At 64.5% G+C, this 21,269-nt stretch carries 13 protein-coding genes; 10 read left to right on the top strand and 3 right to left on the bottom strand.

Annotation, left to right across the window (positions count from 1 at the left end; translation table 11 throughout):
- The first annotated feature begins 124 nt into the window (after window positions 1-124).
- The 3 genes from IVB41_RS06420 (at window position 125) to IVB41_RS06410 (ending at window position 3,913) form a co-directional block, all read left to right on the top strand.
- Window positions 125-2,488, top strand: a complete 2,364-nt coding sequence (locus IVB41_RS06420; RefSeq protein WP_247428093.1) for an exopolysaccharide transport family protein — start codon at window positions 125-127, stop codon at window positions 2,486-2,488.
- Window positions 2,481-3,287 carry a WecB/TagA/CpsF family glycosyltransferase gene (locus IVB41_RS06415; protein WP_247404052.1) on the top strand — a complete coding sequence of 269 codons (807 nt, stop codon included), beginning with the start codon at window positions 2,481-2,483 and terminating at the stop codon, window positions 3,285-3,287. Before IVB41_RS06420 ends, IVB41_RS06415 begins: the two co-directional genes overlap by 8 nt.
- Window positions 3,288-3,571: 284 nt before the next feature.
- Window positions 3,572-3,913: a hypothetical protein gene (locus tag IVB41_RS06410; protein WP_247428090.1), complete on the top strand. Its 342-nt coding sequence runs from the start codon at window positions 3,572-3,574 to the stop codon at window positions 3,911-3,913.
- On the opposite strand, the gene IVB41_RS06405 is transcribed toward IVB41_RS06410, so the two are convergent.
- Window positions 3,887-8,002 carry a GAF domain-containing protein gene (locus tag IVB41_RS06405; RefSeq protein WP_247428086.1) on the bottom strand — a complete coding sequence of 1,372 codons (4,116 nt, stop codon included), beginning with the start codon at window positions 8,000-8,002 and terminating at the stop codon, window positions 3,887-3,889. The two genes, IVB41_RS06410 and IVB41_RS06405, sit on opposite strands and share 27 nt — an antisense overlap.
- A 294-nt stretch (window positions 8,003-8,296) precedes the next feature.
- Here IVB41_RS06405 and IVB41_RS06400 point away from each other — a divergent pair, with 294 nt between their 5' ends.
- Genes IVB41_RS06400 through IVB41_RS06390 form a run of 3 tightly spaced genes read left to right on the top strand, consistent with a single transcriptional unit; the run spans window position 8,297 to window position 11,554 of the window.
- Window positions 8,297-9,349, top strand: a complete 1,053-nt coding sequence (locus IVB41_RS06400; RefSeq protein ID WP_247428083.1) for an Ldh family oxidoreductase — start codon at window positions 8,297-8,299, stop codon at window positions 9,347-9,349.
- Between the two features lie 36 nt (window positions 9,350-9,385).
- Entirely contained in the window at window positions 9,386-10,753 is a 1,368-nt protein-coding gene (locus tag IVB41_RS06395; protein WP_247428079.1) for an LLM class flavin-dependent oxidoreductase, read from the top strand.
- A 15-nt stretch (window positions 10,754-10,768) separates the two neighbouring features.
- Window positions 10,769-11,554 (top strand): fumarylacetoacetate hydrolase family protein, encoded by a 786-nt coding sequence (locus IVB41_RS06390; protein WP_247428076.1) that lies wholly within the window; start codon window positions 10,769-10,771, stop codon window positions 11,552-11,554.
- 42 nt (window positions 11,555-11,596) lie between these two features.
- Here IVB41_RS06390 and IVB41_RS06385 read toward each other — a convergent pair whose 3' ends face one another.
- Entirely contained in the window at window positions 11,597-12,052 is a 456-nt protein-coding gene (locus tag IVB41_RS06385) for an Lrp/AsnC family transcriptional regulator (protein WP_211396773.1), read from the bottom strand.
- 152 nt (window positions 12,053-12,204) lie between these two features.
- On the opposite strand from IVB41_RS06385, the gene IVB41_RS06380 reads away from it, so the two are divergent.
- Together IVB41_RS06380 and iaaH are read left to right on the top strand one after the other, a co-directional pair.
- Window positions 12,205-15,654, top strand: coding sequence for an indolepyruvate ferredoxin oxidoreductase family protein (locus IVB41_RS06380; RefSeq protein WP_247428074.1), 3,450 nt, complete (start codon window positions 12,205-12,207; stop codon window positions 15,652-15,654).
- Window positions 15,655-15,729: 75 nt separating this feature from the next.
- Window positions 15,730-17,163: an indoleacetamide hydrolase gene (gene iaaH / locus IVB41_RS06375; RefSeq protein ID WP_247428071.1), complete on the top strand. Its 1,434-nt coding sequence runs from the start codon at window positions 15,730-15,732 to the stop codon at window positions 17,161-17,163.
- Here iaaH and IVB41_RS06370 read toward each other — a convergent pair.
- The gene (locus IVB41_RS06370) at window positions 17,158-18,069 is read right to left on the bottom strand and encodes a LysR family transcriptional regulator (protein ID WP_247428067.1); all 912 of its coding nucleotides are present in this window, start codon (window positions 18,067-18,069) and stop codon (window positions 17,158-17,160) included. The genes iaaH and IVB41_RS06370 overlap by 6 nt on opposite strands.
- A gap of 275 nt (window positions 18,070-18,344) precedes the next feature.
- Here IVB41_RS06370 and IVB41_RS06365 point away from each other — a divergent pair, with 275 nt between their 5' ends.
- The gene (locus tag IVB41_RS06365) at window positions 18,345-19,526 is read left to right on the top strand and encodes an HlyD family secretion protein (protein WP_247404072.1); all 1,182 of its coding nucleotides are present in this window, start codon (window positions 18,345-18,347) and stop codon (window positions 19,524-19,526) included.
- A 114-nt stretch (window positions 19,527-19,640) separates the two neighbouring features.
- The gene (locus IVB41_RS06360; RefSeq protein WP_247428063.1) at window positions 19,641-21,257 is read left to right on the top strand and encodes an MDR family MFS transporter; all 1,617 of its coding nucleotides are present in this window, start codon (window positions 19,641-19,643) and stop codon (window positions 21,255-21,257) included.
- Window positions 21,258-21,269: the final 12 nt, after the last annotated feature.

Below are 21,269 nucleotides of genomic sequence, written 5' to 3'. Positions count from 1 at the left end.
AGTCCCTCAATGAGTATGGTTAATTTTCCCTGTTGCGTTGAGTGGGCACCTATATCTGAGGTGCGTGGCGTAGAGCGAAGAGTACCCCCTCAGCACGCGGCACTTGGAATGAAAGCTGGGGATCATGCTTGACTACAACCAGCCGATAGACCGGGCCAGACCGGAGGCTCCGCAGCAGCGGCCTCGGGCCGGCTTCAACGTGCTGGAGCTGGTCAATCTGCTCTGGCGGCGGAAGATCGCGATTGCCGTTGCCGCGCTGCTCGGTGCGACGCTTGCCGTCACCGTGGGCAAGAGCCTGGCGCCCCGCTACACCGCCACCGCCCAGCTCTATGTCGACCCGCGCGAGCTTCAGCTCGTCGATCGCGAGCTGACGCCTCGCGCGCAGGACGTCTCCGGCATGTCGATGGTGGTCGAGAGCCAGGCGCGCCTGATCACCTCCAACAGCGTGCTGCTCCAGGTGATCCAGCAGGCTGATCTGGACAAGGACCCCGAATTCGGCGGGGCCGATGGCAAAGGCGTGATGTCGTCGCTGCTCGGCCTGATCGGCCTTCAGCCCCACGCGCCCTCCGCCACGGAGAAAAAGGAAGTGCAGCTCGCCGCCCTTGAGGCGCTGAACCGGCACATCACGATCCGCAAGACCGAGAAGAGCTTCATCGTCGACATCGAGGTCTGGTCGACCGATCCGGCGAAAGCGGCGATGCTCGCCAACACGCTGACCAGCGCCTACCTCGCGGAATCCCGCAACTCGCAGGCGTCGGCCGCACGGCGCGCCACCAACGATCTCTCCGGCCGCCTGAAGGAGCTGCGCGAGCGGCTGCGCAACGCCGAGACCGTGCTTGCGACCTACAAGGCCCAGAACAATTTCGTCGGCACCCAGGACGCGCTGATCAGCGACCAGCAGCTTTCCGCCAGCAACCAGCGGCTTTCCGCCGCCCGCGCCGCGACGATGGATGCGCAGGCGCGCCTCGACCAGATCGAGGCGAGCCGACGCACCACGGCAGATGCAGGCGCGAACTCCGAGGCACTGCAATCGCCAACCATCGCGAACCTGCGCGCGCAGTATGCCGACGCGCGCAAGAAATATGCGGAGCAAGCCGGCGAGCTCGGCCCGCGTCATCCGGCGCTGCGCCAGACCGAGAAGCAGGTCGAGGATCTCAAGCGCACCATCAACGAAGAGATCGACCGCTTCGCCCAGTCCGCCAAGAACGATCTGACGCGCGCCCGCGACTTTGAAGCCTCGCTCAGCCGGGCGCTGGAGGCGCAGAAGCGGCAGAGCGTCCAGCTCAGCCAGGCCGCCGTGCGCCTGCGCGAGCTCGAGCGCGAGGCAGATGCCAGCCGTGACGTCTATCAATCCTTCCTCAAGCGCTCGCGCGAGACCGAGGAGCAGGAGACGCTGAACACCTCGGCGGCCCGGATCATCGGCGAAGCGACGGTGCCGCAACGGCGCTCGTTCCCGCCGGCGATGAGCCTGTTCGCCATGATCGGTTTCATCTTCGGCGCAATCGCTGCATCGAGCTGGTTCGTCGCGGCCGAACTGGTGTTCGCCGGTGCGTTCGTGCCGGCACCGGCGCCGGCCCGTCCCAATCGTACTCCGTTGCCGCAAGCTCCAGAGCCTTCGCGGGCGCCGGAGACTGCCCGGGCCCAGCCGGTCTCGCGAGCCCCGGAAGTCGCGGAGGCACTGCCGGAACTCGCCGCCCCGCCGCTGCAACCTTCGATGGTCGAGAAGCCCCTGATCGAAAAGCCGCTGATCGCGCGCCTGCAGGAGGCCGACGTCATCCACACGCTTGGTGCCATTCTCGCCACCGGCGGCGGCATCGACCTCACCCGGCTGGGCTGGCCGACGCTGCGCCCCGGCTTTCCACTGACGACGCTGCTCAACGCCTGGCGCGACATGCGCACTACGGCGGCCCGGCGCGCCGGCGGAAAGACAATGCCGGTCATCGCGCTCGTCGGTGCCAGCGAGACCACCGGGCGCAGCGTGACGGCGCTCAATTTCGCGCTCGCGGCCGCGCGCGACGGCGCCCGGGTGCTGATGATCGACGCCGACCATCAGGCGCACTCGCTCTCGAACAAGGTCAACCGTCCCCGCAAGAGCGAGCCGAGCAAGGTCGGATGGCTTTCGATCGGCAGCAAGGCCGCACGCGAGATCAAGACACTCAACGGCATTTCGGTATTGCCGGCCGTCGAAGGCGACGCTGGCAAGGCCACTGACGCCATCCGCAAGGCCATCGAGCAGGCGCGCTCCGCCGGCGGCTATGACCTCGTGATCCTCGACGGCCCCACGGCGCCACTCACGGCCGGCAGCCGTAAGCTGCTCGATGATGCCGACGCGCTGGTGGCGGTGTTGCCGACCAGCCTCGACATCAACGACGGCCTGGAAGAGATATTGAGCACGCTCGGCCGCGCCGAGCGCAAGCTCGTCGGCGTCGTGCTCGACGAACTCGCCCCTATGGCCCAAGCTCGCCAACGAGGCAGACAATATGCTTGAGCGCCGCATCAATCTCGATGGCCGGGCCGCAACCGCCGACGTGCCGCGGATCACCATCGGCGGCCTTCGCATGGCCGCGCTCGACCTGGAAGCGACCGCAGATTTCATGATCGAGGCGACCGATCCCCGCCATCGCATCGGCCGTCCGCTGCACCTGACCTCGGCCAATGGCGAGGTGCTGGCGCGGTGCTCGACCGAACCGGAGACCGAGCGCCTGTTCCGCGGCGCCGACCTCATCAACGCCGATGGTCAGCCGCTGGTGGCGGCGTCCAGGCTGCAATCCTGGTTTCCGCTGCCCGAGCGCGTCGCCACGACGGATCTGTTTCACGTCGTCGCGCGCAAGGCCGAAGCGGTCGGCCGCACCTTTTACATGTTCGGCGCGAGCGAGGACGAGAACGCCGCGGCGGTCGAGAACGTCCGGAAGATGTATCCAAACCTCAAGATCGTCGGCCATAGCCACGGGTATCTCCGTGGCGATGCACTGCGCGCGAAGGTCGACGAGATCAACGCGCTAGCGCCGGATTATCTCTGGGTTGCGCTGGGCGTGCCAAACGAGCAGGCCTTCGTCGAGGAATTCACGCCGCATCTCACCAATGTCGGCGTCATCAAGACATCCGGCGGCCTGTTCAACTTCTTGTCGGGAAGCCGCGCCCGCGCGCCGCGATGGATGCAGAAGATCGGGCTGGAATGGGCCTGGCGCACCTTGCTCGAGCCCCGCCGGCTGTTCTGGCGCTATCTGACCACCAACCCTCGCGCGATCTATCTGCTGTTCAGCCGCAACCGGCCCTTCAATCGCTGAGTTGACAACGACATGACCGCAGCCGGTTATCAGCCCGGCCTGCGCTATTTCAACGCCAGCGGCGCCGGTATTGCGCCTTGCGGGCCGGGCTCATAAGCGGCTAAAGAGACTGTCACAGTCGGCGTCGGCAACTTTCCCGGCCGCCGCATGTTTTCGTATGGCCGTCGACACAAGCGGCACAATCGGCTCAGCCAACAGTGCGAGCCAGCTTTTCACAGCGAAGGCCACGATCGAGTCCGCGCATCGGCCTGCTTTCAGGCGCGACCCAAGGGAGCACGGAACGAATGCATCAGGCCGCAAGCCTGCAATTCGAGCGCATGATGGACGAGCTCGTCCTCTGGCATGCCGTGCCGGAGGACGAACGATCGCCGGCGCCGGCCTGGTGGTGGGGTCCGGCGATGGCGGTGCTCGATACGCACGAGCCGATGCGACAGGTGTGGTGTCGTGAGCTCGGCCTTGGCGACGGCTCGAGCTTTGCCGAAGGCGCGCATGTCCTTATCACGCTCTTCGCCGAACAAACCTCACTTCCGTGGCCGGATGATTTTCCGCGCAAGGCGGAAATCAAGGAAGACGACGTCCGCGAGCTGCACCCACAGCCATCAGAGGACAGCGCTTTTCAACCGTAGCGCCGCGGCCGCGGTGGCGGCATGGTCCCGCTCCGGCTGGAGCGGCGGCGCGCCGGGCAGCTCCATCGGCCGCAGCAGCTCGGCCATCTGCCGCGCCGGAACGGGCTTGGAGATCAGGAAGCCCTGCATCTCGTCGCAGCCATGGGCGCGCAGGAACGCCTCCTGTTCGGCGTTCTCGACGCCTTCCGCCACCACGGTCATGCCGAGCGCCTTGCCCATGCTGATGATCGCCTGCGCGATCGCCTGATCCTCCGCATCCTGCGGCAAGTCGCGCACGAAGGAGCGGTCGATCTTGATGGTGTCGATCGGGAAATGCTTCATCAGCGACATCGACGAATAGCCGGTGCCGAAATCGTCGATCGCCAGGCGAATGCCGCGGCTCTGGATGGCGTCGAGCACCTTGAGCGCGCGCCCGACGTTGCGCATCATCATGCTCTCAGTGACCTCCAACTGGAGCAGCACGGGCGACATGCCGCTGGCGGCCAGCGCCTCGTCGACGTCCTGCAACAAATGCTCGTCGACAAACTGCCGCGGTGACAGGTTGACCGCCATCGACACCGGCAACAGGCCGAGGCGCTGCCAGGCCATGGCCTGCGCGCAGGCCTCCTTCACCACCCACCGGCCGATCGGCACGATCAATCCGGTCTCTTCCGCAAGCGGAATGAACTGCGCCGGCGAGATGCTGCCGAGATCGGGGTGCGTCCAGCGCAGCAGGGCTTCCACGCCCGTGATCTGGCCGGTCTCCATGTCCACCTTGGGCTGGTAGTTCAAAGTGAACTGATTCCGCTCCAGCGCCCGGCGCAGCGCGCTCTCCAGCGACAGCCGCTCGATCGACTGCGTGTTCACTTCCTTGGAGAAGAAGCGATAGCCGTTCTTGCCGTCCTCCTTGGCGAGATACATCGCCATGTCGGCGTTCTTGGTTAGCGTCTGCACGTCGGAGCCGTTGGTCGGATACATCGCGATGCCGATCGAGGCCGTGGTGTGGCACTCGTGCCCCGCTAGCTCCATGGGCTCCGCAAGCGCCGTCAACAGCGCGGTCGCGATGCGCTGGACGCCATCGATCTCGCCGCATTGATCGAGGATCACCACGAACTCGTCGCCGCCGAGCCGCGCCACGACGTCGGTTGCGCGCAACGCACCACGCAGCCGGTTGGCCACTTCGAGCAGGAGCAGATCGCCGGCTTCGTGGCCCAGCGAATCGTTTATGACTTTGAAACGGTCGAGGTCGATGAACAGCACCGCAAAGCGGCGATCGTGGCGATGCGCCTCGTCGATCGCCTCATGCAGCAGCCCGTTGAAGGTCTCGCGGTTCGGCAGGTCGGTCAGGCTGTCGTGCGAAGCGAGGTATTCGATTCGCTCGTCGGCCTGGTTTTTCTCGTCGGCCCGGTCGAAATTCTCCATCGCGAACGAGACGTTGTCGGCGAGGCGCTGCAACAGCTCGACGAACTCGGCCGTGAAGGTGCCAGGCTCGGTCGACATGTAGATCATGACGCCGACGGCCTTATCGTGCGCGACGAGCGGAAAAGCCGCGCCCGACCGCGCGCCGTCGTTGCGGACGATGGAATGAAAGGCGCGAACGCGATCGTCGTTGAGATAGTCGTTGCTGATGCAGGGCTGGCGGGTGCGGAACGCCGTGCCGCTCATTCCGCGCCCCTCGGGGCGCTCGGGGTCGATTGACAGGCGGACATTGCGCGTGGTGTCAGACGACGGTCCGGCGCTCGACACGATCTCCAGCTGATCGCTATCGACCCTCGCCAGCGCAATGGTGGTCGAGGTGAACTTGGCGCCGTTCGATGCGGCGAGACAGACGAGGTCGAACAGTTCGGCGCGCGACTTCGCCCGCATGATCGCCTCGTTGGTCGCGCTCAGCGCCGCGAACATGCGAGCCAAACGCTCCGTCCGCGCCTCGTTGCGGGACTTTTCCTCGGCGCGATCGAAATTATCGAGTGCAAATGACACGTTCTCGGCGAGGCGCCCGAGCAACTCGACCATGTCGGGTGTGAACGTATTCTCTTCCGGCGCGAGGAAAAGCAGAATGCCGATCGGCTCCTGGCCGGCGCGCAGCAGCGGGAAGCTGGCAGCCGCTCGCGTTCCATCTTCGATCGCCTTAGAGTGCCAATGCGCCGATCGGGGGTCGTGGAGATAGTCGTTGATCACGCTGGGCCCGCGGGTCCGCAGCGACATCCCTATAATTCCGCGACCCTCAGGATGGTCGGCGGAAACGACACAGGTGCGTCCCACCATCCGCTCCTGGAGGCGCCCCTTCACGGCAACCACGCGAACGAGTTCACGCCGGTCGTCCATAATGCCGATTGTCGCCGAGGCGAATACGCCGCCGAGCACGGCTGCCTGGCACGCCCCTTCGAACAGCTCCTCACGCGTCTTGGCGCGCATGATTGCCTCGTTCGTTGCGCTCAGCGCCTCGAACATGCCGCTCAACCTGTCACGCTGCCTGTCGGCCTTCGCCTTCTCGTCGGCACGGTCGAAGTTCTCCAACGCGAAGGCGACATTGGCCTGGAGCTTGCGCAACAGCTCGACGAATTCGTCCGTGAAAGTGCCGCACTCGGGCGAATTGAACAGGAATACGCCTTCGACCCTGTCGCCGTTGAACAGCGGCATCGCGGTCGAAGACGCAATGCCGTTGCGACGCGCGCTGGTGTGCCAGGGCTCGAGGCGGGCGTCTGCCAGGACATCGTTGCTGATACAGGGCCGCCGCGTCCGGAACGCGGTGCCGGTCAGCCCGCGTCCTTCCGGCTCCTTGTCGCTGACCGACAGTCTGAAGGATCGCACTTCCTCGGCGTTCGGTCCGAAGGACGCGACAACACGAAGCAGTCCCGCATCGCGGTCAAGCAATGCAATGGAGGTCGAGGCGAACTTGGCGCCGTGCACCGTGGCTTCGCAAACCAGATCCAACAGTTCGCTGCGCGACCTTGCCCGCAGAATGGCTTCGTTGGTCGCGCTTAGCGCCGCGTACATACGCGCCAGCCGATCCTCCTCCAGGGCGATCTGGGCCTTCTCCTTGTCGCGGTCGAAGTTCTCGAGCGCAAAGCACACGTTTTCGGTCATGCGCAGCAACAATGCGACGATGCCTTCGTCTTTCGCCCAGGCTTTGCTCACGAAGAAAAACAGCACGCCGATGCTGGTGCCACGCTTGATCAAGGGAGCAGCCACGCAGGCGACGGCGCCGGCATTGACGTTGGCCTGCTCCCAGGTGGTCCCCTTGGTACGATTGACGAGGTCGTCCTCGACGATCGCTTGCTGGGTCCGGAACACCTCGCCGGAGATGCCCTTGCCGTAGGGACTCTCCGGATCAATCGAGTAGCGCGACTGTCTGATCAGATCCAGATTATGTCCGGTCGCTGCCACCGGCGTCAGCCATTCGGAATCCGGCTCGTGCAGCAGAACGAAAGTGGCAAGCGATTTGCCACTATAAACAGCGGCGTCGCAGACCCGCTGGTACAAGTCCAGCTCGGTGCTGGCTTGCAGAATTGCTTCGTTCGTCGCACTGAGCGCGCCGAACATGCGGTTGAGCCGCCGCACTGCGCGCTCGCCATCCAGGCGGGCTCCCTCGGTCGCGAAGCTCTCCAGCGCGTGAGAGATATTGGCCGACATCCGCTCGAACAACGAAACCATCGCCTCGTCGAGCGAGCCGGCCCCCGACCGCGTAACATACAACACCCCAATACTGCGGCCCATGCAGATCAGGGGTAGCGCCGCGGCCGCGCCGACACCCGCCGCCACCGCGCCGTCGCGCCATGCCAGCGAACGCGCGTCGTTCAGGAAATCGTTGCTGATGCAGAGCTTCTGGCTGCGGAACGCCTCGCCGCCTACGCCCAGGCCTTCCGGCGTGCTGGCTTGCGCGGTGATCTCGATCGCCCTCAGCCGCGCCACGTCATCGCCGCGACCAGCGGCAAAGCGCAGCCGCTGGCCGTCCGGCTCAACGAGGAACACGGCCACCGCCATAAAATCCCCGCTCGAAAAGCCGGCGTCGCAGACCTTCTGGTACAGCTCGTCGGGCGATTTCGCGTAGAGGATCGCTTCGTTGATGGCGCTCAACGCCGCAAAGGTGCGCGCGAGTGTCGTCGGCACGATCTCAGCTCCCGGGCATTTCTGCCTTTTTTTCCCGGATGACGTTATGACCGCCGATCGCCTAAGTGGTCGTTATTGCGCGCTGCAAACCGTCGATCAAAGTGAACGAGCTGCGAACGACCTGCGCCAATCTGTCGAAATGCCACCGTGCGGGACGAATCTTCGCCCGACGGCCCTCCTCGCTACGAATTTGCAGCCCTGTATTGGTTTACAGGAGATTGATATCGGAGCCGCGCTTTGAGACCATGGTTCCCAACAAGCAGCCTGTTAAGGGCACCATGCCGGGGAAACGCCATGCCGATCGTCCAGGCCGACCGCCTCACGCGCATCAGCGCCGCGCTGCTTCGTGCCGCCGGGGCTTCCGAGGAAGAGGCCGACGCGGTCGCAAGCGGCTGCGTCAACGCCAATCTCGCCGGCCACGATTCCCACGGCGTGATCGCCATTCCCACCTATGTCGACCGGATCAAGGCCGGCCACATCGTGCCCGGCGCCAAATGGACCATCGTGCAGGAATCGCCGACGACGACCGTGATCGACGGCCAGTGGGGTTTTGGCTTCCACGTCAACGCCAAGGCGATGGCGCTGACGATCGAGAAAGCGAAGACGGCGAATGTCGCCGCCTGCACCGTGTTCCGGCAAAGCCATGTCGGCCGCCTCGCCGCCTATCCGCTGATGGCGATGCGCGAAGGGATGATCGGGATTGCAACGGCGGATTCCGGCCGTTCGCCGAAGCATGTGGCGCCGTTCGGCGGCAGGGAGGCACGGCTCGGCACCAATCCGATCTCGATCGCGGTGCCGTCCGATCTCGATGCGCCGTTCTACCTGGACATGGCGACCTCTGCGGTCGCGGCCGGCAAGATCCAGCTCGCGGTCGCCCGCGGCGAGGAGATTCCGCCGGGGTGGATCATCGATGCCGAAGGACGACACACCACCGATCCGACCCAATACCGCAAGGGCGGCGCGCTGCTGCCGCTCGGCGGCACCGAGGGCTACAAGGGCAGCGGCCTCGCCGCCATGGTCGAGGTCCTGTGCGGCCTGCTCACCGGCCTCGGTTTCGGCGTCGAGCCCACGGGCCGGCACAATGACGGCTGCTTCATGGCCGTGTTCAACGTCGCCGCGTTTCGCCCGCTGCACGACTTCAAGCGCGAGGCCGCCGAGTTCGCGCACTATCTCAAATCGACCCCGCCCTCCGAGGGCAGCAAGGGCGTGTTCTATCCCGGCGAGATCGAGGGCGTGCGCGAACAGCAGCGCCTGCGCGACGGCATCGAGATCGAGGATGCCACCTGGGAAAAGCTGCGCGCGCTGGCGCGCGAGTACAGGCTCGATACGGTCCTCGACCTGGCCTGACGGATTTCGGCCCGACGCAATTCGGAGAACAGCAGCATGACGCGGCAGATGGTACTGGTCGGCTTCCTTCAGGCGCAGAACTGCACGAATTTGCCGAGCTCGTGGCGTCATCCGGACTCGCGCGACGATTCGATGTCGGCGGACTATTATCAGGAGATCGCCAAAATCCTCGAAGCCGGCAAGTTCCACATGGCCTTCTTCGACGACCGGCTGGCGATGCCGGACCGCTACGGCAACGATCACGCCCACACCGTCGAATACGGCATCCGCTGCGTGAAGATGGATCCCCTGATCGTGCTGACGACGATGGGCATGGTTACGGAGAAGCTCGGGTTGGGGGCGACCGGCTCGACCACTTATTTCGAGCCCTTCGACATCGCCCGCCGCTTCGCAACGCTCGACCTGATGTCGGGCGGACGCGCCGGGTGGAACGTCGTCACCTCGCTCAATGACGGCGAGGCACACAACATGGGGCGGGACTCTCATCCCGAACATGATTCCCGCTACGACCGCGCCGACGAATTCATGGAGATCGTGCTCGGCCACTGGGATACCTGGGAAGACGGCGCGCTCATCATGGACAAAAAGAGCGGCCGCTTCGCCGATCCAGCCAAGGTGAAGCGGCTCGATCACAAGGGCCCATTCTACAAGTCGCGCGGTCCCTTCACGGTGCCGCGCTCTGACCAGGGCCATCCCGTGATCATCCAGGCCGGCGCGTCCGGCCGCGGCCAGCGCTTTGCAGGACGGTGGGGCGAGGTGATCTTCACCGCTGCACGCAATCTCGCCGCCGCCAAGGAAGGCTATGCGTCGGTGCGTAACGAGGCCGCGAAAGCCGGCCGCGATCCGGAGGCGATGTTTCTCTGCAACCTGACGACACCGGTTTGCGCCGCGACCAAAGCCGAGGCCGAAGACAGGATGGCGCTGATCAACAAGCTGCCGCTGCAGATCGACGCGCTGTCGCTGCTGGCCGAAGCGCTCAACTACGATTTCGCCTCCAAGGATCTCGACGAGCCGCTGACGACGGAAGAATTGAAGAGCATGCAGGGCATTCTGGGCATCCGCGACGGCGTGCTCAAGAACTCCGGCAAGAGCAATCCGAGCGCGCGCGACTTCGTCACCTTCTCCGGCCGCGGTCAGGTCCAGGATGCGATGGTTGGCGGCCCCAAGGAGATCGCGGACAAGCTCGAAGAAATGTTCGTCGAACGCGGCTGCGACGGCTTTGTCATCGCCGCGACCTATGTGCCCGGCTCCTATGCCGATTTCGTGCAACATATCGTACCGGAATTGCAGCGGCGCGGATTGTTCCAGAAGGAATATCGCGGCAAGACGCTGCGGGAAAATCTCGGGCTCAAGCGGCCGGCTGCCGGCGACTGGAAAGTGCAGCCGCGCGATGCCGCGGAATAACAACGGAGACACGGCATGCGCTGGCTGACATTCACCGCCGCGGACAAAACGTCCTGGGGGATCGTCGAGGGTGACCAGGTGATCGCGATCGAGGGCGATCCCTTCGGCGAATGGCAACGCACCTCGCGGACGCACCCGCTGTCGCAGGTTAAAATCGAGCTGCCGCTGATTCCGCGCACCTTCTACTGCGTCGGCTTGAACTATCTGAAGCATCTGAAAGAGGCCGCCGACAAGCGCGGCGAGGTGCCAGCGGTGCCGGACAGACCCGAGATCGGCTATCGCGCCCAGAATGCGCTGATCGCACATGACGAGGAGGTCATGATCCCGTCCTTCGCGACGGACAATATCCATTACGAAGGCGAGCTCGTCGTCGTCATCGGCAAGAAGGTCAAGCACCTGACCAAACAGAATGCGATGGATTGCGTGTTCGGCTACACCATCGGCAACGACGTCAGCGAGCGCAGCTGGCAGAAGGCCGACCGCAGCCTGTGGCGGTCGAAGAACGCCGACACGTTCAAGCCGATGGGCCCGTGGATCGAGACCGAAGCCGACCTCGACAAGATGGAAACGATCGTCCGGGTCAACGGCAAGGAGACCAACCGCTTCCACACCAACGACATGATCTTTGGCGTGGTGCCGTTCCTGGTCGAGCTGACCAAATACTTTACGTTATGGCCCGGCGACGTGATCTGGATGGGCACGGACGGAGCCTCGCCTGATATCAAGCACGGCGACGTCGTGGAGATCGACATCACCGGCATCGGCACGCTGCGGAACAGGTTTGTACGGGAGGAGCGGTAGCCCACGTTGCACCAACAGTGTCGTCCCGGCGAAGCGCTGCCCTCAAAACGGCAGGGCCACACCCGTCTTGATCTCTTTCAGCACCACGTTGCTTCTCACATAGCGAATGCCGGGAATGCGGAACATGAAGTCGTCGAGGAATCTGTTGTAGGCCGCCATGTCCTGCACGACGACGCGCAAATGGTAATCGGCATCGCCCGTGGTCGCAAAGCACTCCAACACCTCACGCCGCGTGGTCACCCGCGCGACGAACTCGTCGACGAATTTTGCGTCGTGCCGTTCCAACGAGACGTGGAGGATCGCGGACATCGCAAAGCCGGCCTGCTCGCGCGCCACCAGCGCCGCATAGCCCTGGATGGCACCGCTCTCCTCCAACGCGCGCACCCGGCGCCAGCAGGCCGAGGTCGACATGCCGACCGCGTCGGCGAGTTGCTGGTTGGTCGCGCGGCCGTCCTTCTGGAGATAGGCGAGAATCCGCGCGTCTTGGTCTTCGATCAAGGAAAGCACCAAAATGGATTAATCTACCGCTTTGTAAACTATATCGGGTAATTCTACCACAATAGATGTTCTATTCGGGAAAATAGGTAGGACCTACCAGTCGCCCAGGCCTACCCTTCTCCCATGGCAAGGAGATGCCGCGGGAGGTCCGCATGGACGCCATTTCGTCACTCGACGCCTACGAGCTTTCCGACCGCTACGATCGCGAAGTGGGCCGCGTCTTCCTTACAGGCACGCAGGCCATCGTCCGCATTGCGCTCGACCAGGTGCGGCGCGACCGTGCCGCGGGGCTGAACACGGCGGGCTTCATTTCGGGCTATCGCGGCTCGCCGCTCGGCGGCATCGACCTCGAACTGTGGCGCATCCAGGAGCGACTGAAGCGGGACCGCATCGAATTCCTCCCCGCAGTGAACGAAGATCTTGCCGCGACTGCGGTGCTCGGCTCACAACAGGTCGAAACGCAGGCCGACCGCGAGGTCGATGGCGTGTTCGGACTCTGGTACGGCAAAGGCCCCGGCGTTGATCGCTCCGGCGATGCGCTGAAACACGGCAACGCCTACGGCTCCTCGCCGCATGGCGGCGTCCTGGTGGTCGCCGGCGACGACCATGGCTGCGTCTCGTCCTCGATGCCGCACCAGTCCGACGTGGCCTTCATGAGCTGGTTCATGCCGACGCTCCACCCCGCAAGCGTCAGCGAATATCTCGAATTCGGTGAATATGGCTACGCCCTGAGCCGCTTCACCGGCATGTGGGTCGGTTTCAAGGCGATCTCGGAGATCGTGGAATCCGGCGCCTCCGTCGCGCTGCGCCCGCCGCGCGCCTTCCACACGCCGGACTTCACGCCGCCGCCCGGCGGCTTGCACTATCGCTGGCCCGATCTGCCCGGCCCGCAGATCGAGGAGCGGTTGGAGGCGAAGAAGCACGCGGTCTACGCCTTCGCAAAGGCCAATCCCATCGACCGTCACATCTACGACATCCCGGGCGCCACCTACGGCATCGTCACCACAGGCAAGGCGCATCTCGATCTGATGGAAGCGCTGCGGCTGATGGGTCTGGACGAAGCAGCCTGCCGCAGCATCGGCATCGACATCTACAAGGTCGGCATGGTCTGGCCGCTGGCGCTGCATGACGCGATGGCGTTCGTGAAGGGCAAGCGCGAGATCCTCGTGGTCGAGGAGAAGCGCGGCATCATCGAAAGCCAGTTCAAGGAATATTTTTACGATTATCCGGGCGAAAAACCCGAGCGCATGGTCGGAAAGCACGACGAAACCGGCGCGCGGCTGATCTCCTGGATCGGCGAATTGTCGCCGCGAGCGCTCGCTGGGGTGCTCGCACGCCGTCTCCATCCGATCTTCCCGGGCCTCAATCTCGCCGCGCGCGCAGCCGGCTTGATGCCTGAGGCTGCGCGCACGATCAACGTCTCTGGTGCGACGCGCACGCCCTATTTCTGCTCCGGATGCCCGCACAACATTTCGACGAAAGTGCCGGAAGGATCGAAGGCGCTGGCCGGCATCGGCTGTCATTTCATGGCGAGCTGGATGGACCGCGAGACATCGTCCCTTATCCAGATGGGCGGCGAAGGCGTGAACTGGGCAGCCTCGTCACGATTCACCGGAAGCAAGCACGTCTTCCAGAATCTCGGCGAAGGCACCTACTATCACTCCGGTTCGATGGCGATCCGGCAGGCGATCGCGGCCAAAGCCAACATCACCTACAAGATCCTGTTCAATGATGCCGTCGCGATGACCGGCGGCCAACCCGTCGACGGCCCGATCAGCGTCCACGCCATCGCGCACAGCGTCCGCGCCGAGGGCGTTGCGCGCATCGCGCTGGTGTCGGACGATCCAGCGCAATTTTCGCCCGGCGACTTGCCGGTCGGCGTGTCCATCCATCCGCGCGAAGAGATGGACAATTTGCAGCGCGAGCTGCGCGAAATCTCGGGCGTCTCGGTGCTGATCTATCAGCAGACCTGCGCGACGGAGAAACGGCGTCGCCGCAAGCGTGGCCAGATGGCCGATCCCAAACGCTTCGCCTATATCAACGATCTCGTCTGCGAGGGCTGCGGCGACTGCTCGGTTGAATCCAACTGCCTCAGCGTGGAGCCCAAGGAGACGCCGTTCGGCCGGAAGCGCCGGATCAATCTCTCATCCTGCAACAAGGACTTCTCCTGCCTCAACGGGTTCTGCCCGAGCTTCGTCACCGTTGAGGGCGCGACGCGCCGGAAGAAGGGCGCGAGCCGGATCAACCCGGTCGGCCACGCGGCCACGCTTCCGCTGCCCGCGCCCGCACCGCTCGACCGTCCCTATGATCTGCTCGTCACCGGCGTCGGTGGCACCGGCGTGATCACGGTCGGCGCGCTGATCGGCATGGCGGCGCATCTCGAACGAAACGGCGTCTCGGTGCTGGATTTTACCGGCTTTGCGCAGAAATTCGGGCCGGTGCTGAGCTACATCCGATTGGCTGCATCCCCCGACGCGTTGCATCAGGTCCGCATCGACCAGGGCGCGGCCGATGCGCTGATCGGCTGCGACCTCGTCGTCAGCTCCTCGCCAAAGGCATCCGGCACCTATCGGAAAGGCACGCGCGCCGCGGTCAACACCGCGGAGATGCCGACCGGCGACGTCGTCCGGTTCCGCGACGCAGACCTCGCCTCACCTGCCCGCCTGCGCGCGATCGGCCAGGTGATCGGCGACGGCAATCTCGACACCATCAACGCCAACGCGCTGGCCGAGCGCCTGCTCGGCGATGCCGTCTATGCCAACATCGTCATGCTGGGCTTTGCCTGGCAGCACGGACTGCTGCCGGTCTCGCTGTCGGCGCTGTTGCGAGCAATCGAGCTCAACGGCGTCGCGGTGGAACGCAACAAGCAGGCTTTCGCCTGGGGCCGGATTGCAGCGGCCGATCCCAACTTCTTGCCGAAGATGGACGACGCGCCCAAGGCAGAGACGCTCGACCAGCTGATCGACCGCCGCGCCGACTTCCTCACGGCCTATCAGAACGATGCGTATGCAACGCGCTATCGAGCACTCGTTGCAAACGCTCGCAAGGCCGAAGCCAAACTGAATAGCGGAGCATTGACCGAAGCGGTCGCGCGCGCGCTGTTCAAGCTGATGGCCTACAAGGACGAATACGAGGTGGCACGGCTGCACATGCAGAGCGGTTTCCTCGACGAATTGAAAGGCGAATTCGAAGGCGAATTCAGCATCCAATATCACCTCGCCCCGCCGTTCCTGCCGTCGAAGCGCGACGCCCGCGGACGTCCGCGCAAGCGCGCCTTCGGGCAGTGGATCCAGATGCCGCTTGCCATGCTGGCGCGATTGAAAGGATTGCGCGGGACGCCGTTCGATCCGTTCGGCTACACGGCGGAACGGCGCGCGGAGCGGGAACTGATCACCTGGTACGACGGCGTCATCAGACGGCTGCTCGGCGGGCTCGACGCGGCGCATCTGCCAAGTCTCGTCGCCATTGCAAAAGCGCCGATGGATATCCGGGGCTACGGGCCGGTTAAGGACGCCGCGATCGGGAAGGTAAAGGCCGAGGTCGAGCGGCTGTTCGCCGAGCTCGACGCGCCATCACCTGCAAAGATGCGCGCCTACGGTTGACGGGGCGCCGACGAAGCTTCAGCCTCTGGAGCCGAGGCGCGCCCTGATGGCGCTCCTGCAACGGGGTGACGCCTCATGGATTTCGACCAGTTGACCCTGACCCAGGCTGTGGCCGACCTCCGCGCCGGAAAAATCACGAGCACCGCACTCACGACGGAAGCTCTCGCCCGCGCCACGGCCAATGCCGATCTGAATGCCTTCGTCACCCTGGACGAGGCCGGCGCCCTGAAAGCTGCGGCCGCATTCGACGCGAACGACAACAAGGACAACAAGGACAAGCCGCTCGGCGGCGTTCCCATCGTGATCAAGGACAATATCGAGGTCGCGGGACTGCCCTGCAGCGCGGGAACGCCAGCGCTGAAAAATTACGTTCCGAGGGCCGACGCGCCGGTGGTCGCAAAGCTGCGTGCGGCGGGCGCGGTCATCATCGGCAAGACCAGCATGCACGAGCTCGCCTTCGGCATCTCCGGCTACAACACCGCATTCAAGACCGGCGCGGAGTTCGGCGTGCGCAACGCCTATGACCGCGCCCTGATCGCCGGCGGCTCCTCCTCCGGAACGGGCGCCGCGATCGGCGCACGGATCGTCGCGGGCGGGCTCGGCACCGACACTGGCGGATCGGTCAGGGTTCCCGCCGCGCTGAATGGATGTGCCTCGCTCCGCCCGACGGTCGGACGCTATCCGCAAGCTGGCATCGCGCCGATCTCGCACACCCGCGACACCGCGGGTCCGATGGCAGCGACCGCGGCGGATGTCGCGCTGCTCGACCGCGTCATTGCAGGCGGCGATGCCATCGCGCCGGCCGATCTGAGGCTGGTGCGGATCGGCATCGTAAAGACGATGCTGAGCAATCTCGACGCCGACACCGACGCCGCATTCCAGGCAGCCCTCACGAAAATGAAGACGCAGGGCGTCACGATCGTTGAGATCGAGATGCCGCATCTGGCCGAACTCAACGGCCAGGTCGGCTTTCCCGTCGCGCTGTACGAGGCCTATGACGACATGGTGGCCTATCTGGCGCATAGCGGCACCGGCATCACCATTGACGCACTGGCGCGGGAGATCGCGAGCCCCGACGTCAAGGGCACCTATGACGGCCTCGTGATCCCGCGCAAGCTGCCAGGTCCAGACAATACGCTGGTCGATGCCGAGCCGATCTATGACGCGGCCATCAGGTCCGCGCGACCCGCCCTGCAGGCGATCTACGGCAGGACCTTTGCGGACAACCGGCTCGATGCCATCGCCTTCCCGACCACGCCGCGTATCGCCATTGCCTCCAATCCCGATTCCAGCAGCCTGGAGAATTTCGCCCTGTTCATCCAGAACACCGATCCCGGCAGCAATGCCGGCATTCCCGGCATCCAGATTCCGATCGCGCTCGGCGCCCGGAGCAAACTGCCGATCGGGCTTGAATTGGACGGACCCGCGGGCAGCGATCGCGGCCTGCTTGCGATCGGCATGGCACTCGACGCCGTGTTCGAGCGATTGCCGCCGCCGCGCCAATCATGAATACGGATTGATCAGCTTCTGCTGCTCGGCGCTGTGATGCACGAGCATGTCGATGAAAGTCCTGACCTTCGCCGACAGATGATGCCGGTGCGGATAGACGGCGTTCATCGACATCTCGACCGGCCGGTACTCGGGCAGCAGGCGAACGAGCCGACCGGCTTCGAGATCGTCCCGAACGAGAAAACCCGCCATCAGGCAGACGGCAGCGCCTTCCAGCGCCACCTTCCGCAAGGCCTCACCGCTGTTGGTGATGAAGCTGCCGGAAATCCGTACCGATGCCGGCGCGCCCTTGCGATCAAAAAAGCGCCAATCGTCGCCGAAGGGATAGTTCAAATGGCGCCCACAATTGTGCGCCGTGAGCTCATCGAGCTTCTGCACGCGACCGTGCTTGTCGAGATAGTCGTGCGAGCAGCACAGCACGTGACGCCAGGTGGCAAGGCTGCGGACGATCAGGCTCGAATCCGGCGGCGCGGTCATGCGCAGGGCAACGTCGTAGCCTTCTTCGATGAGATCGATGTCGGCTTCGCCCATGCGCAGATCGATCTTGAGCTCTGGATAGGCCGACAGCAGCTTCGCCAACACGGGCGCGACGAACGGCACCATGTGCGTGGCGACGTGGATCCGCAGCGTCCCGCGCGGCACCGACTGCAATTCGCTCGCGATATCGTCGGCCTGTTCGATATCGGCGAGGATCTGGATGCAGCGGTCGTAGTAGGCCTTGCCGATCTCGGTGAGATTGACCTTACGCGTGGTGCGCTGAAGCAGCCTCACCCCGAGCCGGTCTTCCAGCGCCTGAACGTGATTGCTCACCATCGTGGTCGACATGTTGAGCTTGCGGGCTGCTGCAGAGAAGCCGCCAGTCTCGACCACCCGGCTAAAGACTTCGAGGCTCGTCAATCGGTCCATGCCGACTGATTATCCGCTCTTGGTCGATAATCGCAAGGAATTCTGTCCGATTATCCGTCAGATCAGCTCGCGCGGGGATGGCGGATGGGTTAGCCGCAATCCCGCGACAGAGGCGGCAATCGCTCTGGGGCAGTCGCACCTCCGGCTCGGTAGACCATACGCGAAGGCGGGATTCCCGGATTATCCACTCTCAGCGGATAATCCTTCCGGTATTTCGCCGATTATCGATCACCCGAAGAAGACCGATAGTCTCAGCCACCCGACAGGAGACTGCCATGTCCGAGATGCCCCGCACCGAAAACTTCCAGCAAGCGACTGAGGTACTGCAAGCTTCACCGCCGGTGCCGGTGCGGGGTCCGACCCGGAATATGGTGCGGCGGGCGGCGTTGGCGCTCGCGTTCCTCGCGGGCACAGCAGCGATTGTCCATTACGGACACGACTACTGGGTCAACGGCCGTTATCTCGAGACAACCGACGACGCCTATGTGAAGGCCGACTCCACGATCGTCGCGCCAAAAGTCTCGGGCTACATCGCCAAGGTGCTGGTCAGCGACAACGAAAAGGTCAAAGCGGGCCATCTGCTGGCGAAGATCGACGACCGCGACTTCAAGGCAGCGCTCGACCAGGCCCGCGCCGATGTCGCTGCGGCGGAAGCGTCGGTGCGCAACCTCGACGCCCAACTCGAACTCCAGCAGCCGATCATCGAGCAGAGCACGGCCGACGTCGCTGCTGCCGACGCGAATCTGAAATTTGCGCAGGAGGAGCGCGCCCGCTACGACGATTTGATGAAGTCGGGCTCCGGCACGATTCAGCGCGCACAACAGACTGACGCCGCGTTGCGCGCCAGCAACGCGCAACTGCAACATGCCAGGTCGGGCCTTGTGGCCGCGCAACGCAAGATCGACGTGCTCACCACCCAGCGCGCGCAGGCGACAGCCCAGCTCGAGCACGCGCGGGCGGTCGCGGAGCAGGCGACCCTGAATCTCTCCTACACCGAAATTACGGCGCCGGTCGACGGCACGGTCGGCGCCCGCTCACTGCGCGTGGGACAGTTCGTGCAGGCCGGCACGCAATTGATGGCGGTGGTGCCGCTCGATGCAGTCTATGTCGTGGCGAATTTCAAGGAGACGCAGCTCACTCATGTCCGCGCCGGCCAACCGGTCGAGCTGCACGTCGACAGTTTTCGCAATCAGACCCTGCGCGGCCATGTCGACAGCCTGTCGCCGGCGAGCGGCCTTGAATTCGCACTGCTACCGCCCGACAACGCCACCGGCAATTTCACCAAGATCGTGCAACGGGTGCCGGTGAAGATCGTGCTCGACGACCACAGCTTGACCGGGCTGCTGCGCCCCGGCATGTCCGCGGCGCCGACTATCGACACCAAACAGGCCGTCATGGCCGAGCGCGAGACGGCCAAGCGCCTCGCCGACAATGCGACGCGACCCAACGGAGGCTAAAGGCCGGCTCCGGCAGCAATATCAAATCCTGCCGGATGATCCTTCCCACGCTTCCCGATGATCGAAGCCATCCGCCTGATGCATCCTGTCTCCGTACCCGAGACGAGGCCCTTCATGAGCACGCTCCAACCCGCCCTGAACGCCGCTTCCGCCGCCAGCCTTCCTGCTCCGGCCGCGGCCGCCACGCCGGTGGTTTCCACCAAGACCTGGATTGCCGTGATCGGCGCGACACTCGGCGCCTTCATGGCGGTGCTGAACATCCAGATCGTCAATGCCTCGCTCGCCGACATCCAGGGCGCGATCGGCGCCGGCATCGACGATGGCGGCTGGATCTCGACCTCTTATCTGATCGCGGAGATCGTGGTCATCCCGCTCTCGGGCTGGCTGGCGCAGGTGTTCTCGATCCGCATTTATCTGCTCACCAACGCGGTCCTGTTCCTGATCCTGTCGGCCGCCTGTGCGCTGGCGCAGGACCTGCCGCAGATGATCGTGCTGCGGGCAGTGCAAGGTTTTACCGGCGGCGTGCTGATTCCGATGGCGTTCACGCTCATCATCACATTGCTGCCGCGCGGAAAGCAGCCGGTCGGCCTTGCGCTGTTCGCGCTGTCGGCGACGTTCGCGCCCGCGATCGGCCCGACCATCGGCGGCTATCTCACCGAAAATTTTGGCTGGCAGTACATCTTCTACGTCAATGTCGTCCCGGGCGGGATCATGGTCGGCATGCTCTGCTACGCGCTCGATGCAAAGCCCATGAAGCTTGGGCTGCTGCGCGACGGCGACTGGGCCGGCATCATCGCCATGGCGATCGGACTGTCGGCGCTGCAGACCGTGCTCGAGGAAGGCAACAAGGACGACTGGTTCGGCTCGCCCTTCATCGTCAAGCTGTCCGTTATCGCGGTCGTGGCGCTGACCGCCTTCCTGATCATCGAGCTGACCGTGAAGAAGCCGCTCCTCAACCTGCGCCTGCTGGTCCGCCGCAATTTCGGCTTCGGCATGCTCGCGAACTTCCTGCTGGGAATCGCGCTCTACGGCTCGGTGTTCATCCTGCCGCAATATCTGGCCCGCATCCAAGGCTACAATGCCGAGCAGATCGGCATGGTGCTGGCATGGACGGGCCTGCCGCAGCTCCTGCTGATCCCGCTGGTGCCGCGGCTGATGCAGAAGCTCGATGCGCGGCTCATCATCGGCGTCGGCTTCGTCCTGTTCGCGGCCTCCAACTTCATGAACATCTACATGACCGGCAACTATGCCGCCGATCAATTGCTCTGGCCCAATGTGGTTCGTGCGATCGGCCAGGCGCTGGTGATGGCGCCACTGTCTGCGGTGGCGACCTCAGGCATCGAACCGGAGAACGCGGGCTCGGCCTCCGGCCTGTTCAACATGATGCGCAATCTCGGCGGCGCCGTCGGTATCGCGTTGTTGCAGACCCTGCTGACCAAGCGCGAGCAGTATCACTCCAACGTGCTGATGCAGTCGGTCTCGCTGTTCGAGCAGGCGACGCGGACGCGGCTGGAACAGCTCACCCAATACTTCGTCAATCACGGCATTCTCGACCGGGCGGACGCGTTGCATCGCGCCTATGTTGCGATCGGCCATATCGTGCAGAAGCAGGCCTATATCCTCGCCTTCAGCGACACCTTCTATCTGCTCGGCGTGGCACTGATCGTCGCGCTGATCGCCACCCTCTTCCTGAAGAAGGCCGGCCCCGCCTCGGCCGGCGGCGCCCACTGACATCACCCCAGC

It is taken from the genome of Bradyrhizobium sp. 44 (assembly GCF_023073095.1).
In the GTDB taxonomy this organism is placed as follows: Bacteria; Pseudomonadota; Alphaproteobacteria; order Rhizobiales; family Xanthobacteraceae; genus Bradyrhizobium.
Note: the sequence above shows the minus strand (reverse complement) of the source record. Positions and strands in the feature narration are given on the sequence as shown.